This window comes from Citrobacter sp. XT1-2-2, from assembly GCF_023516235.1.
Lineage (GTDB): Bacteria > Pseudomonadota > Gammaproteobacteria > Enterobacterales > Enterobacteriaceae > Citrobacter > Citrobacter werkmanii.
In genome coordinates, this window is record NZ_CP097324.1 from 26,989 (window position 1) to 42,009 (window position 15,021).

General features: G+C 52.0%; 13 protein-coding genes. 7 read left to right on the forward strand and 6 right to left on the reverse strand.

Translation table 11 applies throughout. The features are described 5' to 3' along the window. Position 1 precedes the first annotated feature (1 nt). The gene (locus tag M4I31_RS00135; protein ID WP_085049143.1) at positions 2-787 is read right to left on the reverse strand and encodes a DeoR family transcriptional regulator; all 786 of its coding nucleotides are present in this window, start codon (positions 785-787) and stop codon (positions 2-4) included. Between the two features lie 324 nt (positions 788-1,111). Between M4I31_RS00135 and rbsK the strand changes: the two genes are divergently transcribed. The 7 genes from rbsK to uhpT all read left to right on the forward strand — a co-directional run bounded on the left by rbsK (position 1,112) and on the right by uhpT (position 9,511). Beyond that, positions 1,112-2,032 (forward strand): ribokinase, encoded by a 921-nt coding sequence (rbsK, locus tag M4I31_RS00140; protein ID WP_085049142.1) that lies wholly within the window; start codon positions 1,112-1,114, stop codon positions 2,030-2,032. Positions 2,033-2,059: 27 nt separating this feature from the next. Beyond that, the gene (fucP, locus tag M4I31_RS00145; RefSeq protein ID WP_161668276.1) at positions 2,060-3,376 is read left to right on the forward strand and encodes an L-fucose:H+ symporter permease; all 1,317 of its coding nucleotides are present in this window, start codon (positions 2,060-2,062) and stop codon (positions 3,374-3,376) included. Between the two features lie 11 nt (positions 3,377-3,387). Further along, positions 3,388-4,401 carry an aldose 1-epimerase family protein gene (locus M4I31_RS00150; protein ID WP_085049140.1) on the forward strand — a complete coding sequence of 338 codons (1,014 nt, stop codon included), beginning with the start codon at positions 3,388-3,390 and terminating at the stop codon, positions 4,399-4,401. Between the two features lie 145 nt (positions 4,402-4,546). Beyond that, positions 4,547-5,140, forward strand: a complete 594-nt coding sequence (gene uhpA, locus M4I31_RS00155; RefSeq protein WP_038635664.1) for a transcriptional regulator UhpA — start codon at positions 4,547-4,549, stop codon at positions 5,138-5,140. Then, complete coding sequence (gene uhpB, locus M4I31_RS00160; protein ID WP_085049139.1) at positions 5,137-6,639, forward strand: signal transduction histidine-protein kinase/phosphatase UhpB; 1,503 nt, start codon at positions 5,137-5,139, stop codon at positions 6,637-6,639. The genes uhpA and uhpB overlap by 4 nt, the downstream gene beginning before the upstream one ends. 9 nt (positions 6,640-6,648) lie before the next feature. Beyond that, complete coding sequence (locus tag M4I31_RS00165; RefSeq protein ID WP_085049138.1) at positions 6,649-7,977, forward strand: MFS transporter; 1,329 nt, start codon at positions 6,649-6,651, stop codon at positions 7,975-7,977. 142 nt (positions 7,978-8,119) lie between these two features. Further along, complete coding sequence (gene uhpT, locus M4I31_RS00170) at positions 8,120-9,511, forward strand: hexose-6-phosphate:phosphate antiporter (RefSeq protein WP_038635654.1); 1,392 nt, start codon at positions 8,120-8,122, stop codon at positions 9,509-9,511. A gap of 47 nt (positions 9,512-9,558) precedes the next feature. On the opposite strand, the gene M4I31_RS00175 is transcribed toward uhpT, so the two are convergent. From M4I31_RS00175 to M4I31_RS00195, 5 genes are all read right to left on the reverse strand, one after another. Continuing rightward, positions 9,559-10,179 carry a 2-dehydro-3-deoxy-6-phosphogalactonate aldolase gene (locus tag M4I31_RS00175; protein ID WP_038635651.1) on the reverse strand — a complete coding sequence of 207 codons (621 nt, stop codon included), beginning with the start codon at positions 10,177-10,179 and terminating at the stop codon, positions 9,559-9,561. Next, positions 10,172-11,068, reverse strand: coding sequence for a 2-dehydro-3-deoxygalactonokinase (locus tag M4I31_RS00180; RefSeq protein WP_085049137.1), 897 nt, complete (start codon positions 11,066-11,068; stop codon positions 10,172-10,174). Before M4I31_RS00180 ends, M4I31_RS00175 begins: the two co-directional genes overlap by 8 nt. Positions 11,069-11,121: 53 nt before the next feature. Continuing rightward, positions 11,122-12,432, reverse strand: coding sequence for an MFS transporter (locus M4I31_RS00185; RefSeq protein WP_085049136.1), 1,311 nt, complete (start codon positions 12,430-12,432; stop codon positions 11,122-11,124). A 63-nt stretch (positions 12,433-12,495) separates the two neighbouring features. Further along, positions 12,496-14,013 carry a UxaA family hydrolase gene (locus M4I31_RS00190; protein WP_085049135.1) on the reverse strand — a complete coding sequence of 506 codons (1,518 nt, stop codon included), beginning with the start codon at positions 14,011-14,013 and terminating at the stop codon, positions 12,496-12,498. Positions 14,014-14,034: 21 nt separating this feature from the next. Further along, positions 14,035-14,934, reverse strand: a complete 900-nt coding sequence (locus M4I31_RS00195; protein WP_085049134.1) for a dihydrodipicolinate synthase family protein — start codon at positions 14,932-14,934, stop codon at positions 14,035-14,037. Positions 14,935-15,021: the final 87 nt, after the last annotated feature.

Genomic DNA, 15,021 nt, shown 5'->3' on the forward strand with positions numbered 1-15,021 from the left:
GTTAGTCGCCGTCTGAATCCGGGGTAATCACTTTGACAGAGCCGTTCCGGCAGTGGGTTGCGTAATCTGCCGGTAACGGACGGTCGCTTATCAGTACGTCAAAGGTGGAGAGTGGACCAATGCTGGCGGGGGCGACCTCATCGAACAGGGCGTGGCGCGTCAGCAGAATTTTACGTAATCCGCGTTCCATCGCTTTGCGTTTTGTGGCCAGATCGTCCGGATTGAACCAGCTAACGCCGAAATGCTCATGGATTCCGCTGGCGGAGATAAAGACTTTCCGTGGGTTGAGTGCATCCAGCGGGGAGGGATTGCTGGTGTCGTAAAAGGCGTCACTTTTCGCCCGGTAGGTTCCCCCGCAAAGAATCGCTGTGGCGTTGGGTTTTTCATTTAGCGCTACAAACACCCGATGCGAGTAGCAAATCCCGGTAAAGGAAATATCGTCCGGGATCATGCTGACCACCAACGGCATTTCCGCACCATTATCAAAAAAGACCAGATCATTTTCACTCACCAGTCCCGCTGCCAGAATGGCAACCGGTAAATCGTCGCGGTGATACTGCTTTTGCGCGGGGAGTGGCGCGTTAACGATGGTAGCAGGTTTGTTCACCATCACAATGTAACCACCGAGCAGCGTGAGGGGTAACGGCTCGTCATCCTGACTGAGATCCCGACGAATAGTCATCACGGAAACTTCCAGCATTCGTGCCGCCTCTTTCAGATGGATTCGGTCGGTCTTCTTCAACAATTCCATCAGACGTCGAATACGTTCTTTCTGCTTGGTTTCCATGTGCTTCTCCACGAATCATATTTCCATGTTCCTTCAGTAACATTTTTGTGTTTCTGAGAACATGACATTGCCGCATTACTATACGTCTGACTATTCGGAAATAAAAGCGTGTTTTTTCACGTTTTATTGATTATATACAGTTAACTTTCAGTCAATTGTAAGCAACTTCATCATTTTTAGTGTGATCGGATAGCAACATTTAGCGTAATAAATAAACAATAAAATGATCTTCCAATCGCGATCCTAGTCACAAATGATACAAAAGTAACATGGTAATGTTATTTTAATATCATTGTTGTGTGATTGTTTCTGAGAGGTAGTAAAATGGATATCGCGGTTATTGGCTCCAACATGGTGGATCTCATCACCTACATCAACCAGATGCCCAAAGAAGGGGAAACGCTGGAAGCGCCAGCGTTCAAAATTGGCTGCGGGGGCAAAGGCGCAAATCAGGCCGTTGCGGCCGCTAAGCTCAATTCCAAAGTGCTGATGCTGACAAAAGTCGGTGATGACATTTTTGCGGATAACACTATTCGTAATCTCGAATCCTGGGGAATTAATACCACCTATGTCGAAAAGGTACCCTGCACCAGCAGCGGTGTCGCACCGATCTTTGTTAATGCCAACTCCAGCAACAGCATTCTGATTATTAAAGGAGCGAACAAATTTCTCTCCCCGGAAGATATCGATCGTGCGGCGGAAGATCTAAAAAAATGTCAGCTTATTATCCTGCAACTGGAAGTGCAGCTGGAAACTGTTTATCACGCGATTGAATTCGGCAAAAAGCACGGTATTGAAGTGTTACTAAATCCCGCCCCTGCATTACGGGAATTAGATATGTCTTATGCCTGTAAATGTGATTTTTTCGTGCCGAATGAAACCGAACTGGAAATATTAACCGGTATGTCAGTAGATACCTATGACCATATTCGTGCAGCGGCACGTTCTCTGGTTGATAAAGGTCTGAACAATATTATCGTCACCATGGGTGAGAAAGGTGCGCTGTGGATGACGCGTGACCAGGAAGTCCATGTTCCGGCGTTTAGAGTGAACGCTGTCGATACCAGTGGCGCAGGCGACGCTTTCATCGGTTGTTTTGCTCACTATTACGTACAAAGCGGTGATGTGGAAACCGCCATGAAAAAAGCCGCTCTCTTCGCTGCTTTCAGCGTTACCGGGAAAGGCACTCAATCATCTTATCCAAGCATCGAACAATTTAATGAGTTTCTTACCTTAAACGAATAATACTCCTGCACTGTAAAAGGTAGCACTATGAACGATAAAAACATCATTCAGATGCCTGATGGCTATTTGAATAAGACCCCTCTGTTCCAGTTTATTTTGTTATCCTGTTTATTCCCGTTATGGGGATGCGCAACCGCATTAAATGATATTCTGATTACGCAATTCAAAAGTGTATTTTCACTCAGTAACTTTGCCTCGGCATTAGTTCAGAGTGCCTTTTATGGCGGCTATTTTTTAATTGCGATCCCGGCATCTCTGGTGATAAAAAAAACCAGTTATAAAATCGCCATCTTAATGGGGCTGACCCTTTATATCGTTGGGTGTACACTCTTTTTCCCGGCATCGCACATGGCCACCTACACCATGTTCCTTGCGGCGATTTTCGCGATTGCGATTGGCCTGAGTTTCCTGGAAACGGCAGCCAACACCTACAGCTCAATGATAGGCCCAAAAGCCTATGCGACCTTACGCCTGAACATCAGCCAGACCTTTTATCCTATTGGCGCAGCGGCTGGTATTCTGCTGGGTAAATATCTGGTCTTCTCTGAAGGCGAAAGCCTGGAAAAACAGATGGCCGGGATGAACGCCGAGCAGATCCATAACTTTAAAGTGATGATGCTGGAAAATACTCTTGAGCCATACAAGTACATGATTATGGTGCTGGTTGTGGTGATGGTGTTATTCCTGCTGACCCGCTTCCCGACCTGTAAAGTCGCGCAAACCACGAGTCGTAAACGCCCGTCAGCGATGGATACACTGCGTTATCTGGCCAGCAATGCCCGTTTCCGTCGTGGAATTGTGGCGCAATTTCTTTATGTGGGGATGCAGGTCGCGGTGTGGTCATTCACCATCCGTCTGGCCCTGGAATTAGGTGATATCAACGAGCGCGACGCCTCAACCTTCATGGTCTATAGCTTCGCCTGCTTCTTTATCGGTAAGTTTATCGCCAACATTTTGATGACACGCTTCAATCCGGAAAAAGTGCTGATTCTCTATTCCATCATTGGTGCCCTGTTCCTCATCTATGTTGCACTGGCGCCAAGTTTCAGCGCTGTGTATGTCGCAGTGCTGGTAAGTGTCCTGTTTGGACCCTGCTGGGCGACAATCTATGCTGGTACGCTTGATACCGTGGATAACGAACATACCGAAATGGCAGGTGCCGTCATTGTTATGGCGATTGTCGGCGCGGCGGTGGTTCCGGCGATTCAGGGCTATGTGGCTGATATGTTCCATTCATTGCAACTTTCGTTCCTGGTTTCCATGCTCTGCTTCGTGTACGTCGGTATCTACTTCTGGCGTGAAAGCAAAGTGCGCAACAACCTGGCAGAAGCGACAGTTTCCTGAGGAGAGCGATCATGACAACACGTATAACGCTGTGGCGAGAACTCTTTGCAGAGCATCCGCGAATCTTACTGAAGAATAGTGACTTCACGGTTACCGCATTTCGTTACGCCAGCGGAGTGGAAGGGCTGAAGGTAGAAAACAGTCGTGGACATCTGGTTATTCTGCCCTGGATGGGGCAAATGATCTGGGATGCTCAGTTTGATGGCCATGACCTGACCATGCGTAACATGTTCAGTCAGCCGAAACCGGCGGCGGAAGTGGTGGCGACCTACGGCTGTTTTGCCTTCCACTCAGGTCTGTTGGCTAATGGTTGCCCATCGTCAGAAGATTCACATCCTTTGCACGGTGAAATGGCTTGTGCCGCGATGGATGAAGCCTGGCTGGAGCTGGAGGGTGAGAATTTGCGCGTGGGTGGACGCTATGAGTATGTGATGGGGTTCGGTCATCATTATCAGGCGCATCCTGCGGTGGTAATGCACAAAGCGAGCGCGCTGTTTGATATTCAGATGGCGGTTACCAACCTCGCCTCAGTGGCAATGCCGTTGCAGTACATGTGCCATATGAACTATGCCTACGTACCGGAAGCCTCCTTCAGCCAGAATATTCCGGATGAGGCCATGAAGCTGCGTGAGTCGATACCCGCGCATGTTAAGCCGACTGAGCAATGGCTGGCGTTTAATCAGCGGATTGTGCAGGGCGAGGCTTCTCTGGCGCGGCTCAATGAACCCAATTTTTACGATCCGGAAATTGTCTTCTTTGCTGACCAACTGGACAGGTACACAGATAAGCCGGAATTTAGCATGATAGCACCAGATGGCACCACGTTCGTTACACGCTTCTCCAGCGCGGAGCTGAATTATGTGACGCGATGGATCCTGTATAACGGCGATCAACAGGTTGCGGCATTCGCCTTGCCTGCAACCTGTCGACCCGAAGGGTTCCTGGCGGCACAACGCAATGGCACCTTGATTGAAATAGAACCGCAGCACACCCGGACATTTACCGTCACGACAGGCATAGCCTGATCGCTCAAGGCTTGAACACCAAAGCGCTTATCGTTAAGGTAAGCGTTTTTGCCGGATGGCGGCATAAATGCCTTATCCGGCCTACCTGCCCGTAGGCCTGATAAGCGCAGCGCCATCAGGCGTTTCCCGGCCCCAGGACAAACCCATGATCACCATCGCCCTTATCGACGACCACACTATCGTCCGCTCCGGCTTTGCCCAACTGCTGGGGCTGGAAGCTGATTTGCAGGTTGTGGCGGAATTTGGCTCCGGGCGCGAGGCGCTGGCCGGTTTACCGGGGCGCGGCGTGCAGGTGTGTATTTGCGATATCTCGATGCCCGATATCTCGGGCCTGGAGCTACTCAGCCAACTGCCAAAAGGGATGGCGATCATCATGCTCTCCGTCCACGACAGCCCGGCACTGGTCGAGCAGGCGCTCAACGCAGGCGCGCGTGGCTTTCTTTCAAAACGCTGTAGCCCGGATGAACTGATTGCGGCGGTGCATACCGTGGCGACCGGCGGTTGCTATTTGACGCCGGACATCGCCGTCAAGCTGGCGGCCGGGCGTCAGGATCCGTTGACCAAACGTGAGCGTCAGGTGGCGGAGAAGCTGGCGCAGGGGATGGCGGTGAAAGAGATTGCCGCCGAGCTGGGGCTGTCGCCGAAAACGGTGCACGTTCATCGCGCCAACCTGATGGAAAAGCTGAACGTCAGCAACGATGTTGAACTGGCGCGCCGGATGTTTGACGGCTGGCAATGAACGCACTTTTCTCCCGGTTGATTACCGTTGTCGCCTGTTTCTTTATCTTTTCCGCCGCGTGGTTTTGCCTGTGGAGCATCAGCCTGCATCTGGTCGAACGCCCGGAGCTGGCGGTGCTGCTGTTTCCGTTTGGCCTGCGTCTGGGATTAATGCTGCAATGCCCGCGCGGCTACTGGCCGGTGCTGCTGGGTGCGGAATGGCTGTTGATGTACTGGCTGGCGCAGGAGGTTGCGCTGGCCCATTTGCCACTTTTGATGATCGGAAGCGCCCTCACGCTACTCCCGGTGATGCTGATTTCGCGATACCGCCATCAACGCGACTGGCGCACGTTGCTGTTGCAGGGCGCAGCGCTGACGGCGGCGGCGCTGCTGCAATCGCTGCCGTGGTTGGGGCAGGGGGAGGAAGCGTGGAATGCGCTGTTACTGACCCTGACCGGCGGATTAACGCTGGCGCCGATCTGCCTGGTGTTCTGGCACTACCTCACCAGCACCACCTGGCTGCCGCTCGGCCCGGCGCTGGTGTCGCAGCCGGTGAACTGGCGCGGGCGACATCTGGTCTGGTATCTGCTGCTGTTCACCGTCAGCCTGTGGCTACAGCTCGGTTTGCCCGCTGAGCTTTCGCGCTTTACGCCGTTTTGTCTCGCTTTACCGATTATTGCGCTCGCCTGGCATTACGGCTGGCAAGGCGCGCTGATTGCGACGTTGATGAACGCCATCGCGCTGATTGCCAGCCAGACCTGGCACGATCACCCGGTCGATTTACTGCTCTCGCTGTTGGTGCAAAGCCTGACCGGCCTGCTGCTTGGCGCGGGTATTCAGCGGCTGCGTGAGCTTAACCAGTCGCTGCAAAACGAGCTGGCGCGTAATCATCGGCTGGCGGAACGTCTGCTGGAGACCGAAGAGAGCGTGCGCCGCGACGTGGCGCGCGAGCTGCACGACGATATCGGCCAGACCATCACCGCCATTCGCACGCAGGCGGGTATTGTACAGCGCCTGGCACCCGAGAACGCGGGCGTTAAGCAAAGCGGGGCGCATATCGAGCAGTTGTCTCTGGGCGTGTACGATTCGGTGCGCCGCCTGCTGGGTCGCCTGCGACCGCGACAGTTGGACGATCTCACGCTGGAACAGGCCATCCGTTCATTGATGCGCGAAATGGAGCTGGAAAGTCGCGGTATTGTCAGCCACCTTGACTGGCGAATTGATGAGTCATTGCTGAGCGAAAGCCAGCGCGTGACGCTGTTTCGCGTCTGTCAGGAAGGGCTGAACAACATTGTGAAGCATGCCAACGCCAGCGCGGTGACGCTCCAGGGCTGGCAGCAGGGTGAGCGGTTGATGCTGGTGATGGAAGACGACGGCAGCGGCCTGCCGCCTGGGTCGAACCCGCAGGGTTTCGGCCTCACCGGGATGCGCGAGCGGGTGACGGCGCTCGGCGGTTCACTCACGATTTCCTGTATGCACGGTACGCGCGTCAGCGTGTCGCTGCCCCAGCGCTACGCCTAAGGAACGGCCATGTTTCAGTTTTTAAAAGCTCCGGCCAGCGCGCCGCTTATCACCGACAAGCAGGAAGTGGGCGCCCGCTACCGTTACTGGCGGCGGCATATCCTGCTGACTATCTGGCTCGGCTACGCGCTGTTTTATTTCACGCGCAAAAGCTTCAACGCCGCGGTGCCGGAAATTATCACCAGCGGCGTGCTGACCCGCAGCGATATTGGCCTGCTGGCGACGCTGTTTTACATCACCTACGGGCTGTCGAAATTTGTCTCCGGCATTGTTAGCGATCGCTCCAACGCCCGCTATTTTATGGGCATTGGGCTTATCGCCACCGGCGTGGTTAACATCCTGTTCGGCTTCTCAACCTCGGTCTGGGCCTTTGCCGTACTGTGGGCGCTGAACGCCTTCTTCCAGGGCTGGGGCGCGCCGGTGTGCGCCCGCCTGCTCACCGCGTGGTATTCACGCAACGAGCGCGGCGGCTGGTGGGCAATCTGGAACACCGCGCACAACGTCGGCGGCGCGCTGATTCCGATCGTCATGGCGGCGGCAGCGCTGCATTACGGCTGGCGCGCCGGGATGATGATTGCCGGTACGCTGGCGATCGTGGTGGGCGTTTTTCTTTGCTGGCGGCTGCGCGACAGGCCGCAGGCGATTGGTCTGCCGCCGATTGGCGACTGGCGGCACGATGAGCTGGAAATTGCCCAGCAGCAGGAGGGTGCGGGGTTAACTCGTAAAGAGATCCTCACCAAATATGTGTTGCTCAATCCATATATTTGGCTGTTGTCGCTGTGCTATGTGCTGGTGTACGTGGTACGCGCGGCGATCAACGACTGGGGCAATCTGTATATGTCGGAGACGCTCGGCGTCGATTTGGTCACCGCCAACACCGCCGTCACCATGTTTGAACTGGGCGGGTTTATCGGCGCGCTGGTTGCAGGTTGGGGCTCGGACAAGCTATTCAACGGCAATCGTGGGCCGATGAACTTGATTTTCGCCGCCGGAATTTTGCTCTCCGTGGGCTCGCTGTGGCTGATGCCGTTTGCCAGTTACGTGATGCAGGCGGCGTGCTTCTTCACCACCGGCTTCTTCGTCTTTGGCCCGCAGATGCTGATTGGCATGGCGGCGGCGGAGTGCTCGCACAAAGAGGCGGCGGGCGCGGCGACCGGCTTTGTCGGCCTGTTTGCTTATCTGGGGGCATCGCTCTCTGGCTGGCCGCTGGCGAAGGTGATGGAAGTCTGGCACTGGAGCGGATTCTTTGTGGTGATCGCCATCGCGGCCGGCATCTCAGCACTGCTGTTGCTGCCGTTCTTAAACGCCCAGGCACCGCGCGATCTCAACGAAGCGTGATGCACCTCACCTTTTTGCCCCGAGTTAGGCAAAACTAAGAAATATTCCCGGTTTCACCTGGACGCTGTCTCAGGCGTGTCTCCCGTCTGATTTTTACAATGCCTGCCATTCGCAGGTAAAAAAATCAGCTCGGGAGTGTCAAATGCTGGCCTTTCTCAACCAGGTGCGCAAGCCGACCCTGGATCTGCCGCTCGATGTGCGGCGCAAAATGTGGTTCAAACCGTTCATGCAGTCCTATCTGGTGGTCTTTATCGGCTACCTGACCATGTACTTGATCCGCAAAAACTTCAACATCGCGCAAAACGACATGATCTCCACCTACGGGCTCAGCATGACGCAGTTGGGGATGATTGGCCTCGGCTTCTCCATCACCTATGGCGTGGGTAAAACCGTGGTTTCCTACTACGCGGACGGCAAAAATACCAAGCAGTTCCTGCCGTTTATGCTGATCCTCTCCGCCATCTGTATGCTCGGCTTCAGCGCCAGCATGGGCGCGGGGTCAACCAGCCTGTTCCTGATGATTGCTTTCTACGCGCTGAGCGGTTTCTTCCAGAGCACCGGCGGCTCGTGCAGCTATTCCACCATCACCAAGTGGACGCCACGCCGTAAGCGCGGTTCCTACCTCGGCATGTGGAATATTTCCCACAACCTCGGCGGTGCGGGTGCGGCGGGCGTAGCGCTGTTCGGCGCGAATTACCTGTTCGATGGCCACGTCATCGGTATGTTTATCTTCCCGTCGATTATTGCCCTGATTGTCGGTTTCATCGGCCTGCGCTACGGCAGCGACTCCCCGGAATCTTATGGCCTCGGTAAAGCCGAAGAGTTGTTCGGCGAGGAGATCAGCGAAGAGGACAAAGAGACCGAAGAAAACGAGATGACCAAATGGCAGATCTTTGTTGAGTACGTGTTGAAAAACAAAGTGATTTGGCTGCTGTGCTTCTCCAACATCTTCCTGTACGTGGTGCGTATCGGTATTGACCAGTGGTCCACCGTCTACGCCTTCCAGGAGCTAAAACTCTCCAAAGAGGTGGCAATTCAGGGCTTCACCCTGTTTGAAGTGGGCGCGCTGGTCGGCACGCTGCTGTGGGGCTGGCTCTCCGATCTCGCTAACGGTCGTCGTGCGCTGGTGGCCTGCGTGGCGCTGGCACTCATCATCGCGACGCTGGGTGTTTACCAGCACGCCAGCAACCAGTACGTCTATCTGGCTTCGCTGTTTGCGCTCGGCTTCCTGGTGTTTGGCCCGCAGTTGTTAATCGGCGTGGCCGCCGTCGGATTTGTGCCGAAAAAAGCGATCGGCGCGGCCGACGGGATTAAAGGCACCTTCGCCTACCTGATTGGCGACAGCTTCGCCAAGCTGGGGCTTGGGATGATTGCCGACGGCACGCCGATTTTCGGTCTCACCGGCTGGGCGGGCACCTTTGCCGCGCTGGATACCGCCGCCATCGGCTGTATCTGCCTGATGGCCATCGTGGCCGTGTTTGAAGAACGTAAAATTCGCCGTGAGAAAAAGATTCAACAATTGAAAGTTGCTTGAGTTAAGTGTGCATTGGTAACTTTTGCCCGCCTTAATGGCGGGCTTTTTTATGCCTGAGACTGACAGAAAGTATTGTAAGCTTCGATAAATGCCTTCGCATTTGCGGCTGTTTGGTGGATAGATTGTCCGGCACGATACAGATCGCTGCCTAAGCCGGCACCGAAACAACCTGCCTTCAGGTAATGGGACAAATTGTCTGGCCTAATTCCGCCAACGGCATACAAAGGGACTTGAGGAGGCAAAACGGCTTTTAATGCCCGGATGTAATTCGGTCCCAGTTCCCCCGCAGGGAAAATTTTCAATCCGTCCGCGCCATGCCGGAATGCAACAAATGCTTCGCTGACTGTTTGGCAGCCGATGCAGGTGGTCATTTTGGCCGCTCGCGCAGTATCAATTACTTCCGGATCGGTGTTGGGCGTAAGGATAAATGCACATCCCAGCGAAGAGAGTGTGCTGACATCACTGACATTAGTGACCGTTCCGGCACCGATTTTTACTGTATGACCATAATGTTCCACGGCAAGAGCAATACTACGTTGCCAGTCTGGCGAATTCAGCGGTATTTCTATTGTGCTGAATCCGGCTGTGATAAGTGCATCAATATGGGCCAGCACTTCATCGGGCTTCACCCCACGTAAAATTGCGACCAAAGGGTTACGACTATTCATTTAAAAGTCTCCTGATGCCATTAATAAATGCTTTTTCACCGTTACACAGCCGACAGCGATAACCGAAATGATGAAACAGGCTTTGATAGCGGCTGAGCAAATCGTCATTGCCCACCAGAATGACTTCTTCTTCAGTGTTAATGGCATAGTGCTGTAGCATTTGTGCTATTTCATGGCCAATCAATAACCCTGACAGAGATTCGTAAAGCGTATCGGGTAACAACGCATGGGTGAGTATTCTGGCTCTCAGATCAAATAGGCTGCGGGATAAACATGTTTCCTGCCAGCCGCGTTCGGCTCCTGCTAAAAAAGCCTGTTCGTTCTTGTTTTGTTCCTCGGCGTTTTTCCCAACGATGGAGTAGTGTGAAAGTAAGTGGAAAAACTCGCCGGTCATGACGGTTTGAAAATCGCAGACGTTACTTTCTTGTACCTGCACCCATTTGCTGTGTGTTCCCGGGAATACGTACCAGTTCTCATCAGCTAAGGCGCCAAAAAGCTGAGTTTCCTCTCCACGCATGACGTTGTAGTTTTCCGGCCCGGCAATTTGCAGGCCAGGAACGATGAAAGTGGGAAAAGGGCCCGCATCTTCAACCTTTGTTAGATGCTGTGATAATTCATTTAACGGGGTTGGACAGCGTAAATAGTGGCTATCTACCCACCCGATATTACTGCCCACCATTCCGCTCATTATGACGGTTGTATCTGTGTTTAATGGCCGCGGACACAAACTGAGCAGTGTTAACCAGGTGTCTTTGAATACACCTGGTTGATGTTTGAGTACCCCATTCTGACTGACGTGTTGCCAGACACATTGATTCTGTTGATAGACCCAAATGCGCAGGTTGCTTGAGCCCCAGTCTACGGCAATGAAATTCTCTGAATTGAACATACATCGTTCCTGATGTTGAAAGATGGCCCGTAAACGGGCCAGATTCAGGCGGATTACTCGTCAGTAATGACCATTTTTTTATCAAAGTTGATCAGCAGCGAGCAGATGAGATAACCCACAGCAGCCAGCGCAAAGAACATCATCGCTGCGTAATAGTTCCCCGTGGATTGCACCAGGAAACCGATAAAAATAGGCAGGATGGCTGCAAACAAATTACTGGTGAAGTTCATGGTTCCGCAAATGGTGCCTGCAACTGATTGTGCGCCCAGTAGTCCGGGTATTGACCAGTAAACGCTGGCCCATCGCAGGGGAAAAAGGGCAATAGTGAGCAAGGTAATTGCGACGGCTGGCGTCGAGCTTTGTGCGCAAAGGAAAATACCAACACCAGCGGTGGTAGCCGAAATCGCCAACATCGTATGCATAACGCGGCTTGTTTTTGCTCCTTTGCTGCGCCATTTATCCATAATGTAGCCGCCAGTCAGTTGGCCGACAAAACACACCAGGAAGATCAGCGCCATTGCTCCGCCCATCGATTTGATATCAAAACCGTAGGTGGCCTGGAAATAGAGCGGTAGCCAGGTCATCAGGCCATAGAACACGAAGCTGTAGCAGACCCAGCCACAGATAAGTGCAATCACATTACGTTGTTTCAGGTAAGGTTTGATATCGGCCAGACGGTATTTCTTGCTACTGGTTTCAGCACCGTTTGCCGCAACAATATGGTCTAGTTCAGCTTTATTGATGCTGGGGTGTTCTGATGGATAAGTGCGGATGTACCACCAGGCCAGTAAACCGACAATCATGGTTCCCACACCAGCCACCACGAATGCCATACGCCATGAGTCGAAAAAGGCAATAAGTCCGGCGATGATCACCGCACCCAGTGCCGTACCCAATGGCGCGCCGCCATCAAGTAGCATCGAACCACGTCCGCGTTCGGTTGGCGTTAACCATGTACCCATTAACTTCGCGCCGGCGGGCATGATTGGAGATTCAGTGACGCCTAACCCCAGACGAGAAAGTGAAAGGGTGAAAATAGAGTGACACAGAGCCGCAACGGCTTGAAATGCTCCCCATAAGATAGTGGCCAGCGCAATGATATGTCTGGCTTTGAATTTATCAGCAATGACCCCACTAGGAATTTGCATTAATGCATAAGCCCAGAAAAAGGCACTATGAATCACACCAACAACGCGAGTATCGGTAATACCAAATTCATCTGTAATATAAGGCATAGCAATAGAAAGAGAGGTGCGGTCAATATAGTTAATAGCACCTAATAAGAGCATAATAATAAATATGCGCCACCTTACTGTTGTTGCCTTTAATTTTTCTTCTTCAGTATTTACGTTAACAATAGACATAAGGGCTCCTTGCCATACTCATAATGAGTATGGCGGTACGAGGTATTATTATCTTGTGGAGTGTTACATTATGGAGCCAACAGTCCAGGGGACGAATTCTTGACTGCCATAGCCAAATTCCTCACTCTTCGTTTTTTTACCTGATGCCATCTCAAGGATCATCTGGTAGATACGTTCACCGACTTCTGCAATGGATTCTTCCCCCTCGACAATGGTTCCGCAATTAATATCCATATCCTCCTGTTGGCGTTGCCAAAGCGCATTATTGGTGGCCAGCTTCAAGCTTGGGGTTGGCTTGGAACCAAAGGCAGAACCTCGGCCTGTGGTGAAACACAGAAGATTTGCTCCTCCGGCGATTTGCCCCGTGACGGCAATAGGGTCATATCCAGGGGTATCCATAAAGACAAAACCCTTCGCGGTTACCGGTTCAGCATACTCATACACTTCTGTCAGATTGGTTGTACCCGCTTTAGCAATACCACCAAGTGATTTTTCCAGAATTGTCGTCAGTCCGCCGACTTTGTTACCCGCCGAGGGGTTATTGTTCATTTCACTTCCGGTGCGGCGACAATACTCTTCCCACCAGTGAATGCGGGCAATGAGTTTTTCACCTATCTCGCGGGAAACGGCACGGCGGGTAAGAAGATGTTCTGCACCATAAATTTCAGAGGTTTCAGATAAAATCGCTGTTCCGCCTTGTTGCACCAGTTTATCTACCGCATAGCCCAGAGCTGGATTGGCTGAGATCCCGGAATAGCTGTCGGAACCGCCACATTCGAGCGCGAGTATGATTTCTGATGCAGGGATAGGTTGACGTGTTACCTGGTTAGCAACGGGCAACATTTGGTTAACCAGGGAAATTCCTTTCTCAATGGCGTGACGTGTACCGCCCACATCCTGAATGGTATAACTGTGCATCATTGGGCCATCGGCTAGTCCATGGGCATTCATCATGTCTTGAATTTGACTGGATTCGCATCCCAGTCCAACGATGATTACGCCGGCAAAGTTGGCATGGGTGGCATAACCGGCCATCGTACGTCTCATGACGTCCATTGATTCACTTTTAGAGCCAATAGCACAGCCAAAACTTTGTGGTAATGACACCACGCCATCAACATTCGGGTAATCTGCAAGACCCTGCAGACGGAAGTGATCCTCAATAGCTCTTACGACCGTGGCACTACAGTTTACGGAGCTTAAAATACCGATGTAATTACGTGTAGCTGCACGGCCATCGGCGCGGCGGATACCCATAAAGGTATCCTGTTGAGGGGCTGGAGAAGGTGAATGGCAATCTTCACCCCAGGCATAGTCGCGTTCAAAGTCACCCATTCCCAAATTATGCATGTGGATGTGTTCGCCAGGCTTAATGGGCTGAGTTGCGAAGCCAATAATTTGCCCATAACGTCTGACCGCATCGCCAACCTTCAGTGCATGCAGGGCGATTTTATGCCCTGCGGGAATATCACTGAGTACAGTAATGTGCTCTTCTTCAAGCCGGGTGCCTGCGGGGACAGCCTGCCTTGCGATAACCACATCATCTTTGGGATTCAATTTTAATACAGGGTTGATGTTCATTATCTTTGCTCTCATGCTGGTTTATACCGTAATACGGGATAAAATATTTTTAACCTGTTCTCTTTTTTCTTCATTTAACGGTAATGCTGGCGGGACAACTGCAGTTGATATATCCACGCCACTTAATTTAATGGCGGTCTTGATAACGGCAAAGAAAGGTTGTTCTAAGGCATATAAAGGTGATAATCCGGCAAGTTGTTGTTGAAGTGCTTTGGCGGTAGCGAGATCGTTCTGCTGAATCGCCTGATAAATTCCGCGTGTAATATGAGGCGCAAAGTTAAATGTTGCCGGAATGCCGCCATGTCCACCGAGTAATAATGTATCAAGTAAATATTCGTCATAGCCGCTAAAAATGATAAAATCTGGGCGGAAACAGTGAACCTGATTGATAACTTCCCTGGTGTGGCTAATGTTATCAATTGTATCTTTAATGCCAACGATATTTGGTACTTCGCGGGCAAGGCGAGTGATGACATTTATACCAATATCCTGGCCAGTTAGTTCTGGAAAATTATATAAGAAGACGGGAATGCTTAGCGCTTCAGCAATTCGTTTGTAATGCGTAAAGCGGGCCTCATCGCTGAGTTTTGCATAATAAGGATTGACTACCAGTACTCCTTTTGCGCCCGCGTTTTCAGCATGCCTTCCAAGTTGGATAGTTTCCGCTGTGCTGGCGCAGGCGATACCAATAAGAACAGGAACTCTACCGGCAACATGCTGCAGGCTAAACTCTGCAATTTGCTTTCTTTGTTCGGACGAGAAATGGGAAAATTCGCCGCCACTGCCCAGAATGAGCATTCCGTCGGCACCATTGCTAATCACATGGTCAATCATTACTGCCATTCCAGCGCGATCCAATTCCCCGCTTTCGTCAACGATAGTCGGTACTGGCGGGAAGATGCCCTTAAAAATGTTCAACATTGCCACTCCTTTAGTTCTGTATATGGAACTCATGTTCTGTATATTGAAGTTAGTACAGCAAATATCCAAATCGTTCGTCAACGTTTT

Excerpts from the sequence above, each read along its gene's own strand:
- M4I31_RS00135 (WP_085049143.1), bottom strand. The coding sequence starts at position 787 with ATGGAAACCAAGCAGAAAGAACGTATTCGACGTCTGATGGAATTGTTG.
- rbsK (WP_085049142.1), top strand. The coding sequence starts at position 1,112 with ATGGATATCGCGGTTATTGGCTCCAACATGGTGGATCTCATCACCTAC.
- fucP (WP_161668276.1), top strand. The coding sequence starts at position 2,060 with ATGAACGATAAAAACATCATTCAGATGCCTGATGGCTATTTGAATAAG.
- M4I31_RS00150 (WP_085049140.1), top strand. The coding sequence starts at position 3,388 with ATGACAACACGTATAACGCTGTGGCGAGAACTCTTTGCAGAGCATCCG.
- uhpA (WP_038635664.1), top strand. The coding sequence starts at position 4,547 with ATGATCACCATCGCCCTTATCGACGACCACACTATCGTCCGCTCCGGC.
- uhpB (WP_085049139.1), top strand. The coding sequence starts at position 5,137 with ATGAACGCACTTTTCTCCCGGTTGATTACCGTTGTCGCCTGTTTCTTT.
- M4I31_RS00165 (WP_085049138.1), top strand. The coding sequence starts at position 6,649 with ATGTTTCAGTTTTTAAAAGCTCCGGCCAGCGCGCCGCTTATCACCGAC.
- uhpT (WP_038635654.1), top strand. The coding sequence starts at position 8,120 with ATGCTGGCCTTTCTCAACCAGGTGCGCAAGCCGACCCTGGATCTGCCG.
- M4I31_RS00175 (WP_038635651.1), bottom strand. The coding sequence starts at position 10,179 with ATGAATAGTCGTAACCCTTTGGTCGCAATTTTACGTGGGGTGAAGCCC.
- M4I31_RS00180 (WP_085049137.1), bottom strand. The coding sequence starts at position 11,068 with ATGTTCAATTCAGAGAATTTCATTGCCGTAGACTGGGGCTCAAGCAAC.
- M4I31_RS00185 (WP_085049136.1), bottom strand. The coding sequence starts at position 12,432 with ATGTCTATTGTTAACGTAAATACTGAAGAAGAAAAATTAAAGGCAACA.
- M4I31_RS00190 (WP_085049135.1), bottom strand. The coding sequence starts at position 14,013 with ATGAACATCAACCCTGTATTAAAATTGAATCCCAAAGATGATGTGGTT.
- M4I31_RS00195 (WP_085049134.1), bottom strand. The coding sequence starts at position 14,934 with ATGTTGAACATTTTTAAGGGCATCTTCCCGCCAGTACCGACTATCGTT.